Source organism: Cupriavidus sp. D39 (assembly GCF_026627925.1).
Taxonomy (GTDB): Bacteria; Pseudomonadota; Gammaproteobacteria; order Burkholderiales; family Burkholderiaceae; genus Cupriavidus; species Cupriavidus ulmosensis.
The window spans coordinates 1,797,756-1,819,487 of sequence record NZ_JAPNLE010000009.1 but is presented as its reverse complement, the minus strand read 5'-3'; the positions used below and the strand labels follow the sequence as shown (position 1 = coordinate 1,819,487).

18 protein-coding genes and 1 pseudogene are annotated in these 21,732 nt (G+C 65.1%); 18 read left to right on the top strand and 1 reads right to left on the bottom strand.

Annotated elements, in window-relative coordinates:
• The 11 genes and pseudogenes from OMK73_RS20365 to OMK73_RS20315 all read left to right on the top strand — a co-directional run bounded on the left by OMK73_RS20365 (position 1) and on the right by OMK73_RS20315 (position 12,344).
• Positions 1-801 carry an SDR family NAD(P)-dependent oxidoreductase gene (locus OMK73_RS20365; protein ID WP_267603709.1) on the top strand — a complete coding sequence of 267 codons (801 nt, stop codon included), beginning with the start codon at positions 1-3 and terminating at the stop codon, positions 799-801.
• Positions 802-853: 52 nt separating this feature from the next.
• The gene (locus tag OMK73_RS20360; protein WP_267603708.1) at positions 854-1,705 is read left to right on the top strand and encodes an enoyl-CoA hydratase family protein; all 852 of its coding nucleotides are present in this window, start codon (positions 854-856) and stop codon (positions 1,703-1,705) included.
• 33 nt (positions 1,706-1,738) lie between these two features.
• Positions 1,739-2,902 (top strand): acyl-CoA dehydrogenase family protein, encoded by a 1,164-nt coding sequence (locus OMK73_RS20355; protein ID WP_267603707.1) that lies wholly within the window; start codon positions 1,739-1,741, stop codon positions 2,900-2,902.
• 63 nt (positions 2,903-2,965) lie between these two features.
• The gene (locus OMK73_RS20350; RefSeq protein ID WP_267603706.1) at positions 2,966-4,639 is read left to right on the top strand and encodes an AMP-binding protein; all 1,674 of its coding nucleotides are present in this window, start codon (positions 2,966-2,968) and stop codon (positions 4,637-4,639) included.
• The gene (locus OMK73_RS20345; protein ID WP_267603705.1) at positions 4,636-5,094 is read left to right on the top strand and encodes an acyl-CoA thioesterase; all 459 of its coding nucleotides are present in this window, start codon (positions 4,636-4,638) and stop codon (positions 5,092-5,094) included. The genes OMK73_RS20350 and OMK73_RS20345 overlap by 4 nt, the downstream gene beginning before the upstream one ends.
• Before the next feature lie 56 nt (positions 5,095-5,150).
• Entirely contained in the window at positions 5,151-5,561 is a 411-nt protein-coding gene (locus OMK73_RS20340) for a RidA family protein (protein WP_267603704.1), read from the top strand.
• 356 nt (positions 5,562-5,917) lie between these two features.
• Positions 5,918-7,054, top strand: coding sequence for a glutamine-hydrolyzing carbamoyl-phosphate synthase small subunit (carA, locus tag OMK73_RS20335; protein ID WP_267603702.1), 1,137 nt, complete (start codon positions 5,918-5,920; stop codon positions 7,052-7,054).
• 83 nt (positions 7,055-7,137) lie between these two features.
• A complete protein-coding gene (gene leuE, locus OMK73_RS20330; protein ID WP_267603701.1) occupies positions 7,138-7,821 on the top strand; it encodes a leucine efflux protein LeuE in 684 nt (227 codons plus the stop codon).
• 65 nt (positions 7,822-7,886) lie between these two features.
• A pseudogene (gene carB / locus OMK73_RS20325) lies at positions 7,887-11,134 on the top strand (carbamoyl-phosphate synthase large subunit).
• A gap of 219 nt (positions 11,135-11,353) precedes the next feature.
• Positions 11,354-11,830, top strand: a complete 477-nt coding sequence (gene greA / locus OMK73_RS20320; protein ID WP_267603700.1) for a transcription elongation factor GreA — start codon at positions 11,354-11,356, stop codon at positions 11,828-11,830.
• 10 nt (positions 11,831-11,840) lie between these two features.
• Positions 11,841-12,344 (top strand): DUF4149 domain-containing protein, encoded by a 504-nt coding sequence (locus OMK73_RS20315; protein WP_043419067.1) that lies wholly within the window; start codon positions 11,841-11,843, stop codon positions 12,342-12,344.
• 77 nt (positions 12,345-12,421) lie between these two features.
• Here the strand turns inward: OMK73_RS20315 and OMK73_RS20310 are convergent, their stop codons facing one another.
• Positions 12,422-12,919, bottom strand: a complete 498-nt coding sequence (locus tag OMK73_RS20310; protein WP_043347609.1) for a YhbY family RNA-binding protein — start codon at positions 12,917-12,919, stop codon at positions 12,422-12,424.
• A gap of 195 nt (positions 12,920-13,114) precedes the next feature.
• Here OMK73_RS20310 and OMK73_RS20305 point away from each other — a divergent pair, with 195 nt between their 5' ends.
• From OMK73_RS20305 to pstA, 7 genes are all read left to right on the top strand, one after another.
• Positions 13,115-13,780: an RlmE family RNA methyltransferase gene (locus OMK73_RS20305; RefSeq protein ID WP_267603697.1), complete on the top strand. Its 666-nt coding sequence runs from the start codon at positions 13,115-13,117 to the stop codon at positions 13,778-13,780.
• Positions 13,781-13,884: 104 nt separating this feature from the next.
• On the top strand, positions 13,885-15,768 hold the full coding sequence (gene ftsH / locus OMK73_RS20300) for an ATP-dependent zinc metalloprotease FtsH (protein WP_267603696.1): 1,884 nt from the start codon (positions 13,885-13,887) through the stop codon (positions 15,766-15,768).
• 266 nt (positions 15,769-16,034) lie between these two features.
• Positions 16,035-16,832: a dihydropteroate synthase gene (folP, locus tag OMK73_RS20295; protein ID WP_420715664.1), complete on the top strand. Its 798-nt coding sequence runs from the start codon at positions 16,035-16,037 to the stop codon at positions 16,830-16,832.
• Positions 16,833-16,920: 88 nt separating this feature from the next.
• The gene (gene glmM / locus OMK73_RS20290) at positions 16,921-18,267 is read left to right on the top strand and encodes a phosphoglucosamine mutase (RefSeq protein WP_267603695.1); all 1,347 of its coding nucleotides are present in this window, start codon (positions 16,921-16,923) and stop codon (positions 18,265-18,267) included.
• A 263-nt stretch (positions 18,268-18,530) separates the two neighbouring features.
• Entirely contained in the window at positions 18,531-19,565 is a 1,035-nt protein-coding gene (gene pstS, locus OMK73_RS20285) for a phosphate ABC transporter substrate-binding protein PstS (protein WP_267603694.1), read from the top strand.
• 254 nt (positions 19,566-19,819) lie between these two features.
• Positions 19,820-20,785, top strand: coding sequence for a phosphate ABC transporter permease PstC (gene pstC, locus OMK73_RS20280; protein ID WP_267603693.1), 966 nt, complete (start codon positions 19,820-19,822; stop codon positions 20,783-20,785).
• The gene (gene pstA, locus OMK73_RS20275; RefSeq protein ID WP_267603692.1) at positions 20,782-21,684 is read left to right on the top strand and encodes a phosphate ABC transporter permease PstA; all 903 of its coding nucleotides are present in this window, start codon (positions 20,782-20,784) and stop codon (positions 21,682-21,684) included. Before pstC ends, pstA begins: the two co-directional genes overlap by 4 nt.
• The last annotated feature ends 48 nt before the right edge of the window (positions 21,685-21,732 follow it).

The following is a 21,732-nucleotide window of genomic DNA, read 5'->3' as shown; positions in this document are numbered from 1 at the left end:
ATGAACGCGCAACTTTCCCTGCAAGGCCGGCACGCGCTGGTCACGGGTGGCGGGCGCGGCATCGGCGCGGCCATTGCGCGCCGCCTGCTCTCGCACGGCGCTAGCGTAACTTTGATGGGCCGCGACGCGGCCACGCTGGCGGCCACCGCCGATACGCTGGCCGAGGCCGTGGTGTCGCCCGCCATATTGTGCACGGTGACGGCGGATATCTCCCAGGCTGACAGCGTGGCGGCGGCCTTTGCCGAAGCCGCCGGCCGCGCTGGGCCCATCGACCTGCTGATCAACAATGCCGGCCAGGCGCGCAGCGCGCCGTTCGGCAAGACCGATCTCGCGCTGTGGCAATCCATGCTCGCGGTCAACCTCACCGGCACCTTTGTCTGCACGCAGGCCGCGCTGCCGCACATGCTGGCCAATGGCTGGGGCCGCATCGTCAACGTGGCCAGCACAGCCGGGCTGGTTGGCTATGGTTATGTGAGCGCCTATTGCGCGGCCAAGCATGGCGTGATCGGCCTGACCCGCGCGCTGGCGCTGGAAACGGCGAGCAGCGGCGTCACCGTCAATGCGGTCTGCCCGGGCTATACGGAAACCGACATCGTGCGCGACGCCGTCGCCAATATCGTGCGCAAGACCGGCCGCACCGAGGCGCAGGCCCGCGCCGAGCTGGCCAAGGGCAATCCGCAGGGGCGGCTGGTGCAGCCCGACGAGGTGGCGGATGCGGTGGCGTGGCTGTGCCAGCCATCGGCCAGCGCCATCACGGGCCAGTCGATCGCCGTGGCCGGTGGCGAGGTCATGGCGGGTTGATCGCCAACGCATGCAAGTCAACCAAAATCAGAACGAACAAGCGAGAAACGAGATGAGCGAAATAGCACTGGACATGCGCCACCACAAGCGCAGCTTCGCCGGGTATCAGCCGCAGCACTTCCTGTGGTCGGTCTCGGCCGACGGCAAGGTCGGCACCGTGACGCTGAACCGCCCCGAGCGCAAGAACCCGCTCACGTTCGACTCCTACGCCGAGCTGCGCGACCTGTTCCGCGGCCTGTGCTACGCCACCGACATCAAGACGGTGGTCATCACCGGCGCCGGCGGCAACTTCTGCTCGGGCGGCGACGTGCACGAAATCATCGGGCCGCTCACGCGCATGACCATGCCCGAGCTGCTGGAGTTCACGCGCATGACCGGCGACCTGATCAAGGCCATGCGGGCCTGCCCGCAGCCAATCGTCAGCGCCGTCGACGGCATCTGCGCCGGTGCCGGCGCGATGATGGCGCTCGCCTCCGATATGCGCCTGGGCACGGCACAGGCCAAGACGGCCTTCCTGTTCGTGCGGGTCGGCCTGGCCGGCGCCGACATGGGCGCTTGCTCGCTGCTGCCGCGCGTGATCGGGCAGGGCCGTGCGAGCGAACTGCTTTATACCGGCCGCGCGATGGATGCGGAGCAAGGGCTGCAGTGGGGCTTCTTCAACGCGCTGCATGCGCCCGACGTCGTGCTGGCCGAGGCGCAGGCGCTGGCGGCGCAAATCGCCGCCGGACCGACCTTCGCCCACGGCGTGACCAAGAAGCTGCTCCACCAGGAGTGGAATATGGGGCTGGACGAAGCCATCGAAGCCGAGGCCGAGGCGCAGGCCATCTGCATGCAGACCCGGGACTTCCGCCGCGCCTATGACGCGTTCGTGGCCAAGACGCGTCCCGTGTTCGAAGGCGACTGAACGATCAGCCGATTAGCAGAGGAAACGCACGCCATGTCCGACAAAAGTTATCTCGCCCTGCCGTTCTTCGACGACGCGCACCGCGAACTGGAGCAACGGCTCGATGCGTGGGCCACGGCCTCGCTCGCGGTCGACCACAGCGATACCGATGCGGCTTGCCGCGCGCTGGTGCGCCAGCTCGGCGCGGCCGGCTGGCTGCGCTACTGCGTGCCCGCGGCCTACGGCGGCGCGCTCGATACGCTCGACTCGCGCTCACTGTGCCTGCTGCGCGAGACGCTGGCCCGCCATGATGGCCTGGCCGACTTCGCCTTCGCTATGCAAGGGCTAGGCAGCGGCGCGATTACGCTGGCCGGCAGCGATGCCATGCGCGAACGCTACCTGCCGCGTGTGGCGCGTGGCGAAGCCATTGCCGCGTTCGCGTTGTCGGAGCCCGATGCGGGTTCCGATGTCGCCGCGATGCAATGCCGCGCGGTGCAGGATGGCGAGCACTACATGCTGGACGGCGTCAAGACCTGGATCTCCAACGGCGGCATCGCCGACTTCTATTGCGTCTTTGCCCGCACCAGCGAAGCGCCGGGCGCGCGTGGCATCTCCGCGTTCGTCGTGGATGCGGACACGCCGGGCCTGACCATCGCCGAGCGGATCGACGTGATGGCACCGCACCCGCTTGCCACGCTGCGATTCGAGAACTGCCGCGTGCCCAAAGCCGCAAGGCTGGGCGAGGCAGGGCAGGGCTTCAAGGTGGCCATGATGACGCTGGACATCTTCCGCGCCTCGGTGGCCGCCGCGTCGCTGGGCTTCGGCCGCGCCGCGCTCGACGAAGCGCTGGCGCGCGCCACCGCGCGGCCGATGTTCGGCGGCGTGCTGGCGGACCTGCAACTGACGCAGGCCGCCATCGGCGACATGGCCACCGCCATCGACTCGGCAGCGCTGCTAACCTACCGCGCCGCGTGGCTGCGCGACGTGGCCGGCGTGCGGACCACGCGTGAAGCGGCGATGGCCAAGATGGTCGCCACCGAGAACGCGCAGCAGGTGATCGACCGCGCCGTGCAGATGTTCGGCGGCCTTGGCGTCAAGGTCGGCACGCGCGTGGAAAGCCTGTATCGCGAGATCCGTTCGCTGCGGATCTACGAGGGCGCCACCGAAGTGCAGAAGCTGATCATCGCGCGCGAAACGCTGGCGCAGCATCGCGCCTGACGTGCCCGGCGCGAGCGGACAACCCCGACCCGCATCACCAGAATGAAGGAAGTGGAGACAACCATGGCGAGCACAGCCCACCTCGATACCTTTGCACTGGACCGCCTGCCGCCCCCGCAGCAGTGGCCGGCGTTCCTGTTCAACGCCGATACCCGGTACCCGGAGCGCATGAACTGCGCGCTGGAGCTGGTCGAGCGCCATGTGCGCGAGGGGCGCGGCGATCGCGTGGCCATCCGCCATGAGCAGGACGGCGCGCACCGCACCGTCAGCTATGCCGAACTGGCTGCGCTGTCCAACCGCATCGCCCATGTGCTGACCGGCGACATGAAGCTGGTCCCGGGCAATCGGGTGCTGCTGCGCGGCCCCAACAACCTGATGATGGCGGCGTGCTGGCTGGCCGTGGTCAAGGCTGGCCTGATCGCGGTGCCGACCATGCCACTGCTGCGCGCCAAGGAACTCAAGCAGGTGATCGACCGCGCGGCAGTCAGCGCCGCGCTGTGCGACGAACGCCTGCGCGAGGAACTGGAGGCCAACCTCGATCCAGGTGGCGAGCACCATTGCCCGAGCCTGACGCAGGCGCTGTACTTCAACGGCAGCGGCGCCGGCTCGGTGGAAGCTGCCATGGCGGGCAAGCCCGAGAGCTTCGAGGCCTGCGATACCGCGGCTGACGACATCTGCCTGATTGCCTTCACCAGCGGCACTACCGGACAGCCCAAGGGCACGGTGCATTTCCATCGCGACGTGATCGCCATGTGCGACCTGTTCCCGCGCCATGTGCTCAAGCCCGGCCCGGACGATATTTTCTGCGGCACGCCGCCGCTGGCCTTTACCTTCGGGCTTGGCGGCATCCTGTGCTTCCCGCTGCGCGTGGGGGCTTCCACCGTGCTGGCCGAGCGGCTGACTCCCGAAAGCCTGCTGGCGCTGATCCAGTCCTTTCGCGCCACCATCGTGTTCACCGCGCCGACCTTCTACCGGCAGATGGCCGCGCTGGCGCAGGGGTACGACATTTCCAGCCTGCTCAAGAGCGTATCGGCCGGCGAGGCGCTGCCCGACGCGACGCGCCAGAGTTGGAAGGCGGCCACCGGCATCGAGATGACCGACGGCATTGGCGGCACCGAGATGATGCACATCTTCATCTCCAGCGCGGGCGCCGAGGTGCGGCCCGGCGCCATCGGCAAGGTGGTGCCCGGCTATGTCGCGCAGATCGTGGACGAGCAGATGCAGCCGGTGCCGTACGGCACCGTCGGCAGGCTGGCGGTGCGCGGCCCCACCGGCTGCCGCTACCTGGACGACCCGCGCCAGGCCAGCTACGTGAAGGACGGCTGGAACCTGCCGGGCGACACGTTCAAGGCCGATGCCGATGGCTACTACTACTACCAGGCGCGTTCCGACGACATGATCGTCTCGGCCGGCTACAACATCGCCGGACCGGAAGTGGAGAGCGCACTGATGCGCCACGAGGCGGTCGCCGAATGCGGCGTGGTCGCCATGCCCGACGCCGAGCGCGGCCAGATTGTTGCCGCCTACGTGGTGCTGCGTCCCGGCGTGGCGGCCAGCGACGAGACCTGCGCTGCGCTGCAGGCCTACGTCAAGGCCGAGATCGCGCCGTACAAGTATCCGCGCCGGGTGATCTTCGTCGACGCGTTGCCGCGCACCGAGACCGGCAAGCTGCAGCGTTTCCGCCTGCGGCAGATGGCGGAGCAGGGCGGGGCACCCGAGGGCGCGAGGCAGCCGTGAGCCAGGTCTTCAGCAACAGCGTGCGGGTGCGCTTCAAGGATTGCGATGCCGCCGGCATCGTGTTCTTCCCGCGCTACTTCGAGATGCTCAACGACCTCGTCGAGGACTGGTTCCGCGAGGCGCTTGGCTGGTCCTTCGCCGAGATGCATGGCGCGGGGCAGGCCGGTGTGCCGACGGCTGAATTGTCCACCCGCTTTGTCGCGCCCAGCCGCCTGGGCGAATTGTTGATGCGCGAGTTGCGTGTGACGCAATTGGGGCGCAGCAGCTTCGCCTTGCTGGTGCGCTTTATCGGGCCAGCCGGGGACCTGCGCGTGGAGATCGCGCAGCGGCTGGTATGCGTGGATACCGCGCAGATGATGCCGAGCACGCTGCCGCAGGCAGTGCGCTCGGCCATGGAGCGGTTCCTGGTGCCCGATGCCCCGATGCCCGCACCGATGCGCCCGTCCGGGGCTTAGGGCGAAGTCGACCAGGCAGAAAACAAGATCCCAATCACTCTTACGGAAAACCGACCATGAAGATTCTCCAGCCACCAGACTGGGCCGCGCCGCGCGGCTACTCGAACGGCACCATGACCGAAATGCAGGTGGGCAGCCGCCTGCTCTTCGTCGGCGGCCAGATCGGCTGGAACGGCCAGTGCGAGTTCGAGACCGATGACTTCGCCGAGCAGGTCGGCCAGGCGCTGCGCAATATCGTGGCGGTGCTGGCCGAGGGCGGCGCGCGTCCGGATCACATCGTGCGCATGACCTGGTATGTGAAGGACAAGGTGGAGTATGTGGCGGCCTACCGCGCCATTGGCGAGCACTACCGCGCCACCATCGGGCGTCATTTTCCGTCCATGACGGCGGTGGAAGTGGCCGATCTGGTGGAGGCGCGCGCCAAGGTGGAGATCGAGGTGACGGCGGTGGTGCCGGCAGCCGAATGACGCCATCCGCCTGGCATGCCTGCGGGCTGCCAGGCGCATCGGGGAGGGTCGAGGCGTCCGCAAGTCCTTGATAACTTGAGAAAATGGGTGGCGCGGGGTATAATCCAAAAGTTTCGCTTTCAGAACCCCTCACCCTAGCGCCTACCGAATTCCACCTTCCGCCGCCCCCATTTCGCCCTGGCTCCGCCGCATTGTTTTGTGTGGCGTATCGAGCACCGAGCGAACGGCCCCGGCGACAAGCATCGCGTCCAGTCGACGAAATCGACAATCCACGCGCTGCCGGTCGCCCCGCCGCACAACGGGGCAAGAGGCGTTGAGCAGGTCGGTCACGGGGTGAATCCAGCAGGAGCCTACCCGTGTTACCGTCTTTTCCGTCCGCCATTCTCGCGCTTGCAGACGGCACGGTCTTTCGTGGCTATTCCATTGGCGCTTCCGGCCATACCATCGGCGAAGTGGTGTTCAACACCGCTCTGACCGGTTACCAGGAAATCCTCACCGACCCCAGCTATTCCCGGCAGATCGTCACCTTGACGTATCCGCATATCGGTAATGTCGGGGTCAATGCAGAGGATGTCGAAGCCACGAAAGTCCATGCCGCCGGCCTGATCATCAAGGATCTGCCGCTCCTGGCCTCCAATTTCCGCAAGGAACATTCCCTCGGCCACTACCTGAAGCAGGAAAAGGTGGTGGCGATCGCCGGCATCGATACCCGCAAGCTGACCCGTATCCTGCGCGAGAAGGGTGCGCAGAACGGCTGCATCCTGGCTGGCGAGGACAATGTGCAGAAGGCCATCGACCTGGCGCGCTCCTTCCCCGGCCTGGCCGGCATGGACCTGGCCAAGGTGGTGTCGGTCAAGGAACCGTACGCGTGGAACCAGACCGAATGGGCGTTGGGCAGCGGCTACGGCAAGCTGGAGTCGCCGCGTTTCCACGTGGTGGCCTTTGACTACGGCGTCAAGTTCAACATCCTGCGCATGCTGGCTGAACGTGGTTGCAAGGTGACGGTGCTGCCGGCGCAAGCCAGCGCTGCCGACGCGCTCGCGCTCAACCCGGACGGCATCTTCCTGTCGAACGGCCCCGGCGACCCCGAGCCTTGCGATTACGCGATCCGCGCCACCCGCGAGTTCATCGAGCGTGGCATCCCCACCTTCGGCATTTGCCTGGGTCACCAGATCATGGCGCTGGCAGTTGGCGCCAAGACGCTGAAGATGAAGTTCGGCCACCATGGCGCGAACCATCCGGTGAAGGACCTCGACGACGGCCGCGTGGTGATCACTTCGCAGAACCACGGTTTCGCGGTGGACGCCGACACCCTGCCTGCCAACGTGCGCACCACCCACGTGTCGCTGTTCGACGGCTCGCTGCAGGGTTTCGCGCTGACCGACAAGCCCGCCTTCTGCTTCCAGGGCCACCCGGAAGCCTCGCCGGGCCCGAACGACGTGGCTTACCTGTTCGACCGCTTCACCAAGATGATGGCGGACGCACGCCAGTAATCGCAGCGAAGCCAAGACGAGAAGTGACGTAGGCAAGCAAACCAAGCAAACCAAGCAGATAAAGCAGACCGCAGGACGACCCGATGAACGCCTTCATGCATACCGCGCTGGGCATTACCGATTTCTGGACCTTTGTGCTCGGCACGATTTTCATCGTGCTGCTGCCGGGGCCGAACTCGATGTATGTGCTATCGGTGGCCGCGCAGCGCGGCGTGCGCGAGGGCTACAAGGGGGCCTGCGGGGTGTTCCTGGGGGACGCCATCCTGATGGTGCTGTCGGCGGCGGGGGTGGCCTCGCTGCTCAAGGCCAGCCCGGCCTTGTTCTACGTGGTGAAGTACATCGGTGCCGCTTATCTGGGCTGGATCGGTTTCCAGATGCTGCGCGGTGCCGTGCGCGCCTGGACGAGCCGTGGCAGCGATGGCGGGGCGGTGGCGGCGCAGGCGCAGGCGCCCGTGGACCGCGCCGTCAGCCCATTCCGTAAGGCGCTGGTGGTGAGCCTGCTCAACCCCAAGGCCATCCTGTTCTTCATCTCCTTCTTCATCCAGTTCGTCGATCCGCAGTTCGGCTATCCGGCGCTGTCGTTTGTCGCGCTGGGGCTGGTGTGCCAGTTGTGCAGTTTCGCCTACCTGACCGCGATCATCTTCGTGGGCGCCAGGCTGGCCGAAGCGTTTCGCCGCCGACGACGCCTGTCGGCGGGCATGGCGAGCGGGGTAGGCGCCATGTTCATCGGCTTCGGCGCCAAGCTGGCGACGGCCACCCTGAACTGAATCGAATCCTGATATCCGGTGCGGCCCGCGCGATTGTGCGGGCCGGCCAATAATGAGAGCGTGCAATGCCAAAGCGCACAGACATAAAGAGCATCCTGATCATCGGCGCCGGCCCCATCATCATCGGGCAGGCGTGCGAGTTCGACTATTCCGGCGCCCAGGCCTGCAAGGCGCTGCGCGAGGAAGGTTTCAAGGTCGTGCTGGTGAATTCCAACCCGGCCACGATCATGACCGATCCCAACACGGCCGATGTGACCTACATCGAGCCGATTACCTGGGAAGTGGTCGAGCGCATCATTGAAAAAGAGCGTCCCGACGCCATCCTGCCGACCATGGGCGGCCAGACCGCGCTGAACTGCGCGCTGGACCTGCATCGCCATGGCGTGCTGGCAAAGTACAACGTCGAGCTGATCGGCGCGTCGCCGGAAGCCATCGACAAGGCCGAGGATCGCCAGAAGTTCAAGGAAGCGATGACCAAGATCGGCCTGGGCTCGGCCAAGTCCGGCATCGCCCACTCGATGGAAGAAGCGCTGGCCGTGCAGACGCAGATCGCCAAGGAAACCGCGACCGGCGGCTACCCGATCGTGATCCGCCCGTCCTTCACGCTGGGCGGCTCCGGCGGCGGCATTGCCTACAACCGCGAAGAATTCGAGGAAATCTGCAAGCGCGGCCTGGATCTCTCGCCGACCCGCGAGCTGCTGATCGAAGAATCGCTGCTGGGCTGGAAAGAGTATGAGATGGAAGTGGTCCGCGACAAGAAGGACAACTGCATCATCATCTGCTCGATCGAGAACCTGGACCCGATGGGCATCCACACCGGTGACTCCATCACGGTGGCGCCGGCCCAGACCCTGACCGACAAGGAATACCAGATCCTGCGTAACGCCTCGCTGGCGGTGCTGCGCGAGATCGGCGTCGATACCGGCGGCTCCAACGTGCAGTTCTCGATCAACCCGGCCGACGGCCGCATGATCGTGATCGAGATGAACCCGCGCGTGTCGCGTTCGTCGGCGCTGGCCTCCAAGGCCACCGGCTTCCCGATCGCCAAGGTCGCCGCCAAGCTGGCGGTGGGCTACACGCTGGATGAGCTGAAGAACGAGATCACCGGCGGCGCGACCCCGGCCTCGTTCGAGCCGTCGATCGACTACGTGGTCACCAAGGTGCCGCGTTTCGCCTTCGAGAAATTCCCCCAGGCCGACAGCCACCTGACCACCCAGATGAAGTCCGTGGGTGAAGTGATGGCCATGGGCCGCACCTTCCAGGAATCGTTCCAGAAGGCCCTGCGCGGCCTGGAAGTCGGCGTGGACGGCCTGGACGACAAGTCCACCGACCGCGACGAGATCGTCGAGGAAATCGGCGAAGCCGGCCCGGACCGCATCTGGTACGTGGGCGACGCCTTCCGTATCGGCATGTCGCTGGAAGAAGTGCACGCCGAGACCGCGATCGACCCGTGGTTCCTGGCCCAGATCGAAGACATCGTCAAGACCGAGACCCTGGTCAAGGCACGCAAGCTGGACAGCCTGTCGGCCGCCGAGCTGCGCCACCTGAAGCAAAGGGCTTCTCGGACCGCCGCCTGGCCAAGCTGATGGGCGCCGAGCCCGCAGCCGTGCGCGCCGCTCGCCATGCCGCCGGCGTGCGCCCGGTGTACAAGCGCGTGGACACCTGCGCTGCCGAGTTCGCCACCAACACCGCCTACATGTACGGCACGTATGAAGCCGAGCATGGCGAGTGCGAAGCCGACCCCACCACCAATCGCAAGATCATGGTGCTGGGCGGCGGCCCGAACCGGATCGGCCAGGGCATCGAGTTCGACTACTGCTGCGTGCATGCCGCGCTGGCGCTGCGCGAAGACGGGTACGAGACCATCATGGTCAACTGCAACCCGGAAACCGTGTCGACCGACTACGACACCTCGGACCGTCTCTACTTCGAGCCGCTGACGCTGGAAGACGTGCTGGAAATCGTCGACAAAGAAAAGCCCGTCGGCGTGATTGTGCAGTACGGCGGCCAGACCCCGCTGAAGCTGGCGCTGGACCTGGAAGCCAACGGCGTGCCCATCATCGGCACCAGCCCGGACATGATCGACGCCGCGGAAGACCGCGAGCGTTTCCAGAAGCTGCTGCATGAGCTGGGCCTGCGCCAGCCACCCAACCGCACCGCGCGTGCCGAGGACGAAGCACTGCGCCTGGCCACCGAGATCGGCTACCCGCTGGTGGTGCGCCCGTCGTACGTGCTGGGTGGCCGCGCGATGGAAATCGTGCATGAGCCGCGCGACCTCGAGCGCTATATGCGCGAGGCCGTCAAGGTCTCGCACGATTCCCCGGTGCTGCTGGATCGCTTCCTGAACGACGCCATCGAGTGCGACGTCGACGCCCTGTGCGACGGCCAGCGCGTGTTTATCGGCGGTGTGATGGAGCACATCGAGCAAGCCGGCGTGCACTCGGGCGACTCCGCCTGCTCGCTGCCGCCGTACTCGCTGGCGCAAGCCACCGTGGACGAGCTCAAGCGCCAGACCGCCGCCATGGCTCGCGCCCTGAACGTGATCGGCCTGATGAACGTGCAATTCGCCATCCAGCAAGTGAATGGCGAAGATGTCGTCTACGTGCTGGAAGTGAACCCGCGCGCTTCGCGTACCGTGCCGTACGTGTCCAAGGCGACCGGCCTGTCGCTGGCCAAGATCGCCGCGCGTTGCATGGCTGGCCAGACGCTCGACTCGCAAGGCGTGTTCGATGAAGTGGTGCCCCCGTACTTCAGCGTCAAGGAAGCGGTATTCCCCTTCAACAAGTTCCCCGGCGTCGACCCGGTGCTCGGACCTGAGATGCGCTCCACCGGCGAGGTGATGGGCGTGGGCAAGACCTTCGGCGAAGCGCTCTTCAAGAGCCAGCTGGCTGCGGGCTCGCGCCTGCCGGAGAAGGGCACCGTGCTGCTGACCGTCAAGGACAGCGACAAGCCGCACGCGGTTGGCGTGGCACGCATGCTGCACGACATGGGCTACCCGATTGTCGCCACCCGCGGCACCGCCTCGGCGATCGAAGCCGCCGGCATCCCGGTGCGCGTGGTCAACAAGGTGAAGGACGGCCGCCCGCATATCGTCGACATGATCAAGAACGGCGAGCTGGCGCTGGTGTTCACCACCGTGGACGAAACCCGCACCGCCATCGCCGATTCGCGCTCGATCCGGATCTCGGCCCTGGCCAACCGGGTGCCGTACTACACCACCATCGCCGGCGCGCGCGCCGCGGTGGAAGGCCTCAAGCACATGCAGAGCCTGGAGGTCTACGACCTGCAGAGCCTGCACGCCTCGCTGGCCTGAAGGTCGCCCTGGGCCACCGGGCCGTCCGCAGTTGCTGCGGGCGGCCGTCTTGGCCTAAACTAACAGCATTTCGTCGACCCAGTGGCCGTGCAAGCGTGCGGCCATGTGATCGATCCAACCTGACAACCTGAAAGGCCGCGGTTGAGCGGAAGTGCCCCGGGTAGCGATGCCGGTGCATGGTTCCAGCTCCGCTGCGGCTCATTTTTGCAGAACGAAGACATGAGCACGATTCCGATTACCAGGCGCGGCGCAGAGCTGCTCAAAGAGGAACTGCAGCGCCTGAAGGCCGTCGAACGTCCCGCGGTGATCAACGCCATTTCCGAAGCACGTGCGCAAGGCGACCTCTCCGAGAACGCTGAGTACGACGCCGCCAAGGAAAAGCAGGCCTTTATCGAAGGCCGGATCATCGAAGTGGAGTCCAAGCTGTCGGCGGCCCAGGTCATCGACCCGACCCAGCTCGATACCGACGGCCGCATAGTGTTTGGCGCCACCGTCGACCTCGAAGACCTGGAATCGGGCAAGCCCGTGAGCTACCAGATCGTCGGCGACGACGAGGCCGACCTGGACAGCGGCAAGATTTCCGTCAGCTCGCCGATCGCGCGTGCGCTGATCGGCAAGTTCGAGGGCGATGTGGCGATCGTGCTGGCCCCTGGCGGCGAGCGCGAGTACGAAGTCATCACGGTTCGCTACGTCTAAACGAGGCTGCGTGTTCTCCTCCTCTTATTCGAGCCTGCCGCCGCTGCCGCATCGGATCTTCCTCCTGCTGACCGTGGTCTGGGCCGGCAGCCTGTGGACAGTGGGCTACATGGTGGCCCCGACGCTGTTTTCCGTGCTGCCCAGCCGCGAGACGGCAGGCTTGATCGCCGGGCAGCTGTTCCGGACCGAGGCGATCCTCGGCGTGGTGGTCGGCGTGCTGCAGCTTGCGCTGTGCAACCTGATGATCCGCCGGGGCGCGGGACGCTATCGCGGCCTGCGCTGGCTCGTGCTGGGCATGCTGCTGTGCGTGCTGGCGGGGTACTTCGGCATCCAGCCCTTCATGGAGAACCTGAAGGAGAAGGCGACGGCGCTTGGCGTGGGCGTGTCCGAATCGCCCTATAAGGGGCAGTTCGGCATGCTGCATGGGGTGTCCAGCGTGTTCTACCTGGTGCACAGCCTGCTGGCGCTGGTCACGGTGTGGCGCGCAGCGGCGCCGCGCTCGGCTGGCGAGTAAGGCTGAAGGGACGGGCCAGGGCGGCCGTCCGTTGCAATACCAGCGGCCCCGACGGGCGCGCTGGCATGGCTTCGACGTTAGTCGAGCGCTTTCTTCTTCTGGCTGGTCGGGCGCACGCGCGCGCGCTTGACGTTGCCGCCAGCGGTGACGCGTTCATTGCCCAGGACCGTCACTTGCGAGCGTTTGGGGCGGCGATTGGGCGCGGCGCTCGGCTTCTTGACGGTCACGGTGCGCGGCGCGGCGCCGCCGCGCGGAGCCAGGCGGCCCAGTTCCTGCGGACGGTTTTCCTTCAGGACGGCCGGGCCGGGACGCCATACCACCAGCAGCTTGCCGATATGCTGGATCGGAGCGGCGTCCAGATCTTCGCAAATGGTTTCGTACATGGCGATACGGCTTTCGCGGTCGTCGCCGAAGACGCGGATCTTGATCAGGTCATGCGACGCCAGACTACGGTCGATTTCAGCCAGGACGGGGCGCGTCAGGCCTTCGCCACCGATCATCACGACCGGATTGAGGCCGTGGGCACGGGAGCGGAGTTCTGATCGCTGGGCGGGAATAAGTTGAAGAGCAGGCATAAGTAAAGCGCAGGCGAGGGCGCAAATGGGCGCGCAAGTGGTGCGCAAACCAAGGCACCGAAGTGCCGAAAAAGCGAATCGGCGCGTATTATCCGTCAAACTGGCGCGGTCAGGCTGCAAAAACAGCAAAACGAGTGAAAAACGCACGGGCGGCCGCGGGCCGGCGGCGTTTTTCTCCATACAGATGTCTCCGGAATGGCCAAGAACAAATTCAATCAGGCGTGGTTGCACGACCATATCAACGATCCCTACGTCAAAATGGCGCAGCGCGAGGGCTACCGCGCCCGCGCAGCGTATAAGCTGAAGGAGATCGACGAGCAGGACAAGCTGATCCGCCCCGGCCAGGTCATTGTCGACCTTGGCGCGGCCCCCGGCAGCTGGAGCCAGTACGCCCGCAACAAGCTGGCGGCTTCCCCGCGCGCCAAGGACGGCGGCATCGACGGCGCGGTGATTGCCATTGACCTGCTGCCGATGGAGGCCGTCGCCGACGTCACATTTATCCAGGGTGACTTCCGCGAGGAGGATGTATTCCGTCAGTTGGAGGAAATCGTGCTACAAGCGTCCGGCGGCGCAAAGATCGATCTTGTTTTGTCGGACATGGCCCCCAACTTGTCCGGTGTGGCCTTTGCCGATGCGGCCCGTATCGATTACTTATGTGACCTGGCGCTGGAATTTGCCCAGGCGCATCTGAAGCCGGAGGGCTCATTGCTGGTAAAGTGTTTCCATGGCAGTGGTTACAGCCAGATCGTGGAGAAGTTCAAACGCCAGTTCAAGGTAGTCGCCAAACGCAAGCCCAAGGCGTCACGCGACAAGTCTTCCGAGACCTTCATTCTTGGGCGTTTCCTCAAGTCGGCGGGGTGAAGCGGTGCCTATCGCTTCGATGAATTTGCTTTTTACCCCGACGCCGGGCACTGCATTACAATGCAGCTATCCCGTTGGCAAGGCGTTCGTAAAGGAGTTTGGCCTTGAATAACAACCTGTTTCAAAAGGCGGCAATCTGGCTCGTGATCGCGCTGGTGTTGTTTACCGTCTTCAAGCAGTTCGACAAGCCCCGCGCGCAGGAAGGCGTCACCTATTCGCAGTTCATGGATGATGCCAAGGCCGGCAAGGTGGGCCGGGTTGACGTGCAAGGCCGCAATCTGGTGGTGACGCCCAAGGAAGGGCAGAAGTACACCATCATCTCGCCGGGCGACATCTGGATGGTTGGCGACCTGATGAAGTTCGGCGTCCAGGTTACCGGCAAGGCGGACGACGAGCCCAACATGCTGGTGCAGGCCCTGTATTACCTCGGGCCGACCCTGCTGATCATCGTGTTCTGGTTCTACATGATGCGGCAGATGCAGGGTGGCGGGAAAGGCGGTGCCTTCTCCTTCGGCAAGTCGCGCGCGCGCCTGATCGATGAAAACCAGAACGCGGTCACTTTCCAGGACGTCGCCGGTTGCGATGAATCCAAGGAAGAAGTGATCGAACTGGTGGACTTCCTCAAGGATCCGCAGAAATTCCAGAAGCTGGGCGGCCGTATCCCGCGCGGCGTGCTGCTGGTCGGCCCTCCGGGTACCGGCAAGACGCTGCTGGCACGCGCCATCGCCGGCGAAGCCAAGGTGCCGTTCTTCAGCATTTCCGGCTCGGACTTCGTTGAAATGTTCGTCGGCGTGGGCGCGGCCCGTGTCCGCGACATGTTCGAGAATGCCAAGAAGCAGGCACCCTGCATCGTCTTCATCGACGAAATCGATGCGGTCGGCCGTCACCGCGGCGCCGGCATGGGCGGCGGCAACGACGAGCGCGAGCAGACCCTGAACCAGATGCTGGTCGAGATGGACGGCTTCGAGGCCAACTCGGGCGTGATCGTGATCGCTGCCACCAACCGTTCGGACGTACTGGACAAGGCGCTGCTGCGCCCGGGCCGTTTCGACCGCCAGGTGTATGTCGGCCTGCCCGATATCCGCGGCCGCGAGCAGATCCTCAAGGTCCATATGCGCAAGGTGCCGATCGGCAACGACGTCGACGCCTCGGTGATCGCACGCGGCACCCCGGGCTTCTCCGGCGCCGACCTGGCCAACCTGGTCAACGAAGCCGCACTGTTTGCCGCCCGCCGCAGCAAGCGCGTGGTCGACATGCAGGACTTCGAGGACGCCAAGGACAAGATCTACATGGGCCCGGAACGCAAGTCCACGGTCATGCGCGAGGAAGAACGCCGCGCAACCGCGTACCACGAGTCCGGCCATGCGGTGGTGGCCAAGCTGCTGCCCAAGGCGGATCCGGTGCACAAGGTCACCATCATGCCGCGTGGCTGGGCACTGGGCGTGACCTGGCAGCTGCCGGAGCACGACAAGTACTCGAAGTACAAGGACAACATGCTCGACGAGATCGCCATCCTGTTTGGCGGCCGCGCGGCGGAAGAGGTCTTCCTCAACGCCATGAGCACCGGTGCTTCCAATGACTTCGAGCGCGCCACCAAGACGGCTCGCGACATGGTTACCCGTTTCGGCATGAGCGACACGCTGGGCACCATGGTGTACGTGGATACCGAGCAGGATGGCATGTTCGGCAAGATGTCGTCCAAGACGGTGTCGGAAGCCACCCAGGTCAAGGTCGACGCGGAAATCCGCCGCATCGTCGACGAGCAATATGGCCTGGCCAAGCGCCTGCTCGAAGAAAATCGCGACAAGGTCGAAGCCATGACCGCGGCCCTCATGGAATGGGAAACCATCGATGCGGACCAGGTCAACGACATCATGGCGGGCAAGCCGCCGCGGCCGCCGCGTGGCGCGTCCAGCCAGAACGGTGGTGGCAACACCCCGTCGGGCGGCTCGCCGGTGGCCCCGACCAACGCTCCGGCCACGGCCTGAGCGGATGGCCGGCACGATAGCGTCGTCGGCGCTCCGGTAACCCGGATACGGTAGACGTGCTTGTCGTGATTGCAGCGGTCGTTCACCAAGCCTGAAGCCGGCGCCTTGTGCGCCGGCTTTTTCTTTGCCGGCGCACATCTTGCGCAGCCTCTTTTTGATTCCTCGTTTTCGTCTTTCGGCCTTTTCGTATCTTGTCGTCGATCTCAACTGATTCAAGTTTCCAGTGCGGCCGCTACCGCTTCGCGCGCGACCGCCGTCCGCTGGTGATGGGCATCCTGAACGTCACCCCCGATTCATTTTCCGATGGCGGCCAGCACGCTGGGCGCGATGCCGCCTTGCGCCATGCCGAGCGCATGATTGCCGAAGGCGTGGACATCATCGATATCGGCGGCGAGTCGAGCCGGCCGGGTTCGGCGGCATTGCCGCTGGACGAGGAACTGGCGCGCGTGCTGCCGATGGTCGAGGCGCTGCGCGACTGCGGCCGGCCGCTGTCCATCGATACCTACAAGCCGGAAGTCATGCGCGCGGCGCTGGCCGCCGGAGCGGACCTGATCAATGACATCTGGGGCTTTCGCATGCCCGGCGCCATCAAGGCGGTGAGCGAGGCGCAGGCGGGGCAGGCCGGACTGTGCGTGATGCATATGCAGCGCGATCCGCAGACCATGCAGGAGCAGCCCCAGTATGAGGATGTGGTGCGCGAGGTGGCTGGCTTCCTGCGCGAGCGGGTGGACGTGCTGCGCGCCGCCGGCGTGAGCGACAGCCGCATCACCCTCGATCCGGGCTTTGGCTTTGGCAAGACGCCGGATCATAATCTGCACCTGCTGGGCCAGCTGCCGCGACTGGCGGTGGATGGCCTGCCCTTGCTGGTGGGCTTGTCGCGCAAGTCGACGCTCGGCGCCATCCTGGGCGGCCGGCCGCCGCAGCAGCGGGTCGCCGCCAGCCTGGCAGCGGCGGTTTGCGCCGCGGAGCGGGGCGCGTACATCGTGCGTGTGCATGATGTGGAACAAACTGTGGATGCGCTCAAGACCTGGTGGGCCATCCGTCATGAAACAATCGCCAGTTAACATTTGTTTTGATTGCTGGCATCCAGCATTGCGCGCTTAGCCTTTAGCATTCGGCATCCGCAACACCGAACAACGGGAGAATGATCATATGACACGCAAGTATTTCGGCACGGATGGGATTCGCGGCAGGGTTGGCGAGGCGCCGATCACGCCCGACTTCGTGATGCGCCTGGGCTACGCGGCGGGCATGGTGCTCGCCCATGGGGCGAAGCAGCAGGACCAGGCACGTCCGACCGTGCTGATCGGCAAGGACACGCGCATTTCCGGCTATATGCTGGAGGCCGCGCTGGAGGCCGGCTTTACCTCGGCAGGCGTCAACGTGCTGCTGACCGGGCCGCTGCCGACGCCGGGCGTGGCCTACCTCACGCGCGCGCTGCGCTTGTCGGCAGGCGTGGTGATCTCCGCCAGCCACAACCCGTACTACGACAACGGCATCAAGTTCTTCTCCGCCGATGGCGACAAGTTGCCGGACGCCGTGGAAATGGCGATCGAAGAGGCGCTGGAAGAGCCGATGGTCTGCGTGCGCTCGGACGATCTCGGCCGAGCGCGCCGCATCGAGGATGCCGCTGGCCGCTACATCGAATTCTGCAAGAGCACGTTCCCCTACGAGCAGGACCTGCATAAGCTCAAGCTGGTGGTGGACTGCGCGCACGGCGCCGCGTACCACATCGCGCCGCACGTCTTCCATGAACTCGGTGCCGACGTGATCTCGATCGGCAACCAGCCGGACGGCCGCAACATCAATGCCGGCTATGGCGCGACGGCCCCGGAAAAACTGATCGAAGCGGTCAAGGCCAATGGCGCCGATCTTGGCCTGGCTTTCGACGGCGACGCGGACCGCCTGCAGGTGGTGGACCGCGACGGACGCCTGTTCAACGGCGATGAGCTGCTGTACCTGATCGTCCAGGACCGCCTGCAGGCGGGCCAGGCCGTGGAAGGCGCGGTGGGCACGCTGATGACCAATATGGCGGTAGAGCTCGCGCTCAAGCGCCAGGGCGTGGAGTTCGTGCGCGCCAAGGTGGGCGACCGCTATGTGCTGGAAGAGCTGAACAAGCGCAAGTGGACGCTGGGCGGCGAAGGCTCGGGCCATCTGCTCTGCCTGGATCGCCACACCACCGGCGACGGCATCGTCTCCGCGTTGCAGGTGCTGGCCGCACTGCGCCGCAGCGGCAAGAGCCTGTCGCAACTGCTGGAAGGCGTTTCGCTGTTCCCGCAGACGCTGATCAACGTGCGCGTGGAGAAGGGCTTCGACTGGCAGTCGCATGCGGGCCTGAGCGCGGCGCGCGCCGTGATCGAACCGCAGCTCGAGGGCCGGGGCCGGGTATTGATCCGCGCCTCGGGGACCGAGCCGGTGGTGCGCGTGATGGTCGAAGCCGAGAAGGTCGAGACCGCGGAGCAGGCAGCGCAGACCCTGGCGGACGCCTTGCGGGCCTGAACACCGGTCATCGCCGCTAGCTGTTGCCAGAACGCCGGGTTTTCGCCCGGCGTTATTTTTTGTTCAAAAGCAATTAACTGCGACATTTTTTGGCTTGCGAGGAGCCATATGCGGGTCGGGAAGGGTATTGGCGATGTGATTCAGGAGGCTGCATCCGCAGACTTAGAAGAAGATCTCGTGATGTCATGGAATTGTCATAGTCGGAGCATAAAGTTCGACTTGTCAAAAATTTGTCATTCCCCAACCATGTCTCTGGAGGACATATGAAGCTGGTCAAGACTGCCGTTGCAGGCATCGTGTCGTTGGTGGTAGCGGGCACTGCGTTCGCGGCGGAAATTACCGGTGCTGGCGCATCTTTCCCGGCGCCCGTGTATTCCAAATGGGCCGATGCATACCAGAAAGCAACGGGTAACAAGGTCAACTATCAATCCATCGGCTCTTCCGGCGGCATCAAGCAGATTGGCGCCAAGACCGTCGACTTCGGCGCCTCCGACGCGCCCCTGAAGGACGAAGAGCTGGCCAAGCAAGGCCTGGTGCAGTTCCCCACGGTGATCGGCGGCGTGGTGCCGGTGATCAACCTGCAAGGCATCAAGCCGGGCGAACTGACCATCACCGGCGAATTGCTGGCGAACATCTACCTGGGCAAGATCAAGAAGTGGGACGATCCCGCCATCAAGGCACTGAACCCGCACGCCAAGCTGCCGAGCCAGGACATCCTGCCGGTGCGCCGCGCCGACGGTTCGGGCACCACCTTCATCTTCACCAACTACCTGTCCAAGGTCAGCACGGACTGGAAGAGCTCGGTTGGCGAGGGCACCACGGTCAACTGGCCGGGCGGTGGCACTGGCGGCAAGGGTAACGAAGGCGTGGCCGCTTTCGTGCAACGCTTGAACGGCGCCATCGGCTACGTCGAGTACGCCTACGCCAAGCAGAACAAGATGACCCACCTGAACATGAAGAACGCCGCGGGCGCAGTGGTTCAGCCTGGTGACGACGGCTTCAAGGCAGCAGCAGCAGGCGCCGACTGGAGCAAGACCTACTACCAGATCCTGACCAACGAACCGGGCAAGACGGCATGGCCGATCGCCGGCGCGACCTTCATCCTGGTGCACAAGAACCAGGAAAAGGCAGCGCAGGGCGCCGAAGTGCTGAAGTTCTTCGACTGGGCGTACAAGAGCGGCGGCAACATGGCCAGCGAACTTGACTACGTACCGCTGCCGGACGCCGTGGTGAACCAGATCCGCGCGACCTGGAAGAACTCGGTCAAGGACGGTTCGGGCAAGGCGTTGTACAACTGATCGGTTGGCTGCCATCCCGGCCCGCATGTGCGGGCTGGCCTGGCAGCCGCGCCAGCCTAGCGCCCCAACGGCGCCGGGCAGGCACCGCGGTAGCGGCATTGAAGACAGCAAGGCAGTAGAAGCAGTAGTAGAGAAGCAGCGCAGCAAACGCGGCAATCCGCGCGGGCGGCACGACGCAATGCGATGGGCCCATCGGCCCCGAGCGGTCGGCACAGCCGGCGAGCCGCCAACTAAACGAATTCCAATACCACATCATGGCGACTACATCCGATCAATCCGCAGTGCGGCCGCCTAGCCGTACCGGTGACATCCTGTTTGGTGGCCTGACACGCGGCGCCGCCATCGTGACCCTGCTGCTGCTTGGCGGCATCATCGTGTCACTCGCAATCAGCGCATGGCCTTCCATCGAGGCCTTCGGCGCGCGCTTCCTGTGGACAGCCGAGTGGGATCCACCCGCGGACGTCTACGGCGCGCTGGTGCCGATCTACGGCACCATCGTCACCTCCCTGATCGCCCTGATCATTGCGGTGCCCATCAGCTTTGGCATCGCGCTGTTCCTGACCGAGCTGTCGCCGGCCTGGCTGCGCCGCCCGCTCGGCACCGCGATCGAATTGCTGGCCGCCGTGCCCTCGATCGTCTATGGCATGTGGGGCCTGCTGGTGTTCTCGCCGATCTTCGGCGAGTACTTCCAGAAGCCGCTGGCCGCCACCGTGGGCCAGGTGCCGCTGATCGGCAAGCTGTTCCAGGGCGCGCCGCTGGGCATCGGCCTGCTGTGCGCCGGCGTGATCCTGGCCATCATGATCATTCCCTACATCGCTTCGGTGATGCGCGACGTGTTCGAAGTCACCCCGGTGCTGCTCAAGGAATCCGCCTATGGCGTGGGCTGCACCACCTGGGAAGTGATGTGGCGCGTGGTGCTGCCCTTCACCCGTGCCGGCGTGATCGGCGGCGTGATGCTGGGCCTGGGCCGTGCGCTGGGCGAGACCATGGCGGTCACCTTCGTGATCGGCAATACCAACCTGCTGGACAATGCCTCGCTGTTCTCGCCGGGCAACAGCATCACCTCGGCGCTGGCCAATGAATTCGCCGAAGCCGGCGCCGGCCTGCATACCGCCGCGCTGATGGAACTTGGCCTGATCCTGTTCTTCATCACTTTCGTGGTCCTGGCGCTGTCGAAGATCCTGCTGCTGCGCCTGGCCAAGAGCGAGGGCGCAAAATGAGCCAAGCTGCGATGACTTCCTCCTCTTCCTCGATTCCGGCTGTGAGCCCAGATGCGGATGCCATGCGCACGCGCCTGCAGGCGCGCCGCCGCCGCACCAATTTCTATGCGCTGACCGCATCGCTGGGCGCCATGGCGTTCGGCCTGTTCTGGCTGGCCTGGATCCTGTGGACCACCATCTCGCTAGGAGTGGGTGGCCTGTCGATGGACCTGTTCACGCAAATGACGCCGGCGCCGAATACCGCCGGCGGCGGCCTTGCCAATGCCATCTACGGCAGCTTCGTGATGGTTGGCCTCGCCACGCTGTGCGGAACGCCCCTGGGCATACTGGCCGGCATCTATCTGGCCGAGTACGGCAAGACTTCGCCGCTGGCCAGCTTCATCCGCTTTATCAACGACATCCTGCTGTCGGCGCCGTCGATCGTGATCGGCCTGTTCGTCTACGCGCTGGTGGTGACCCGCATGGGGCACTTCTCCGCCTGGGCCGGGATCTGCGCGCTGGCGTTGCTGCAGATTCCGATCGTGGTGCGCACGACCGAGAACATGCTGAACCTGGTCCCGAACGCGCTGCGCGAAGCGGCCTTCGCGTTGGGCACGCCCAAGTGGAAGATGGTGCTGTCGATCACGGTGAAGTCGTCGTACGCAGGTATTGTCACCGGCGTGCTGCTGGCGGTCGCGCGTATTGCCGGCGAGACCGCGCCGCTGCTGTTCACGGCCTTGTCCAACCAGTTCTGGACCAGCGACCTGAACAAGCCGATGGCGAACCTGCCGGTGACCATCTTCCGCTTCGCCATGAGCCCGTTTGTCGAGTGGCAGCAACTGGCCTGGGCCGGCGTGTTCCTGATTACCGTTGGTGTGCTGGCGCTCAATATCCTGGCACGCATGCTGTTCAAGAAATGACCGGCAGCGCGATAGCCGCACGGCATTCCCGAAATTCTTTGCGAGAGA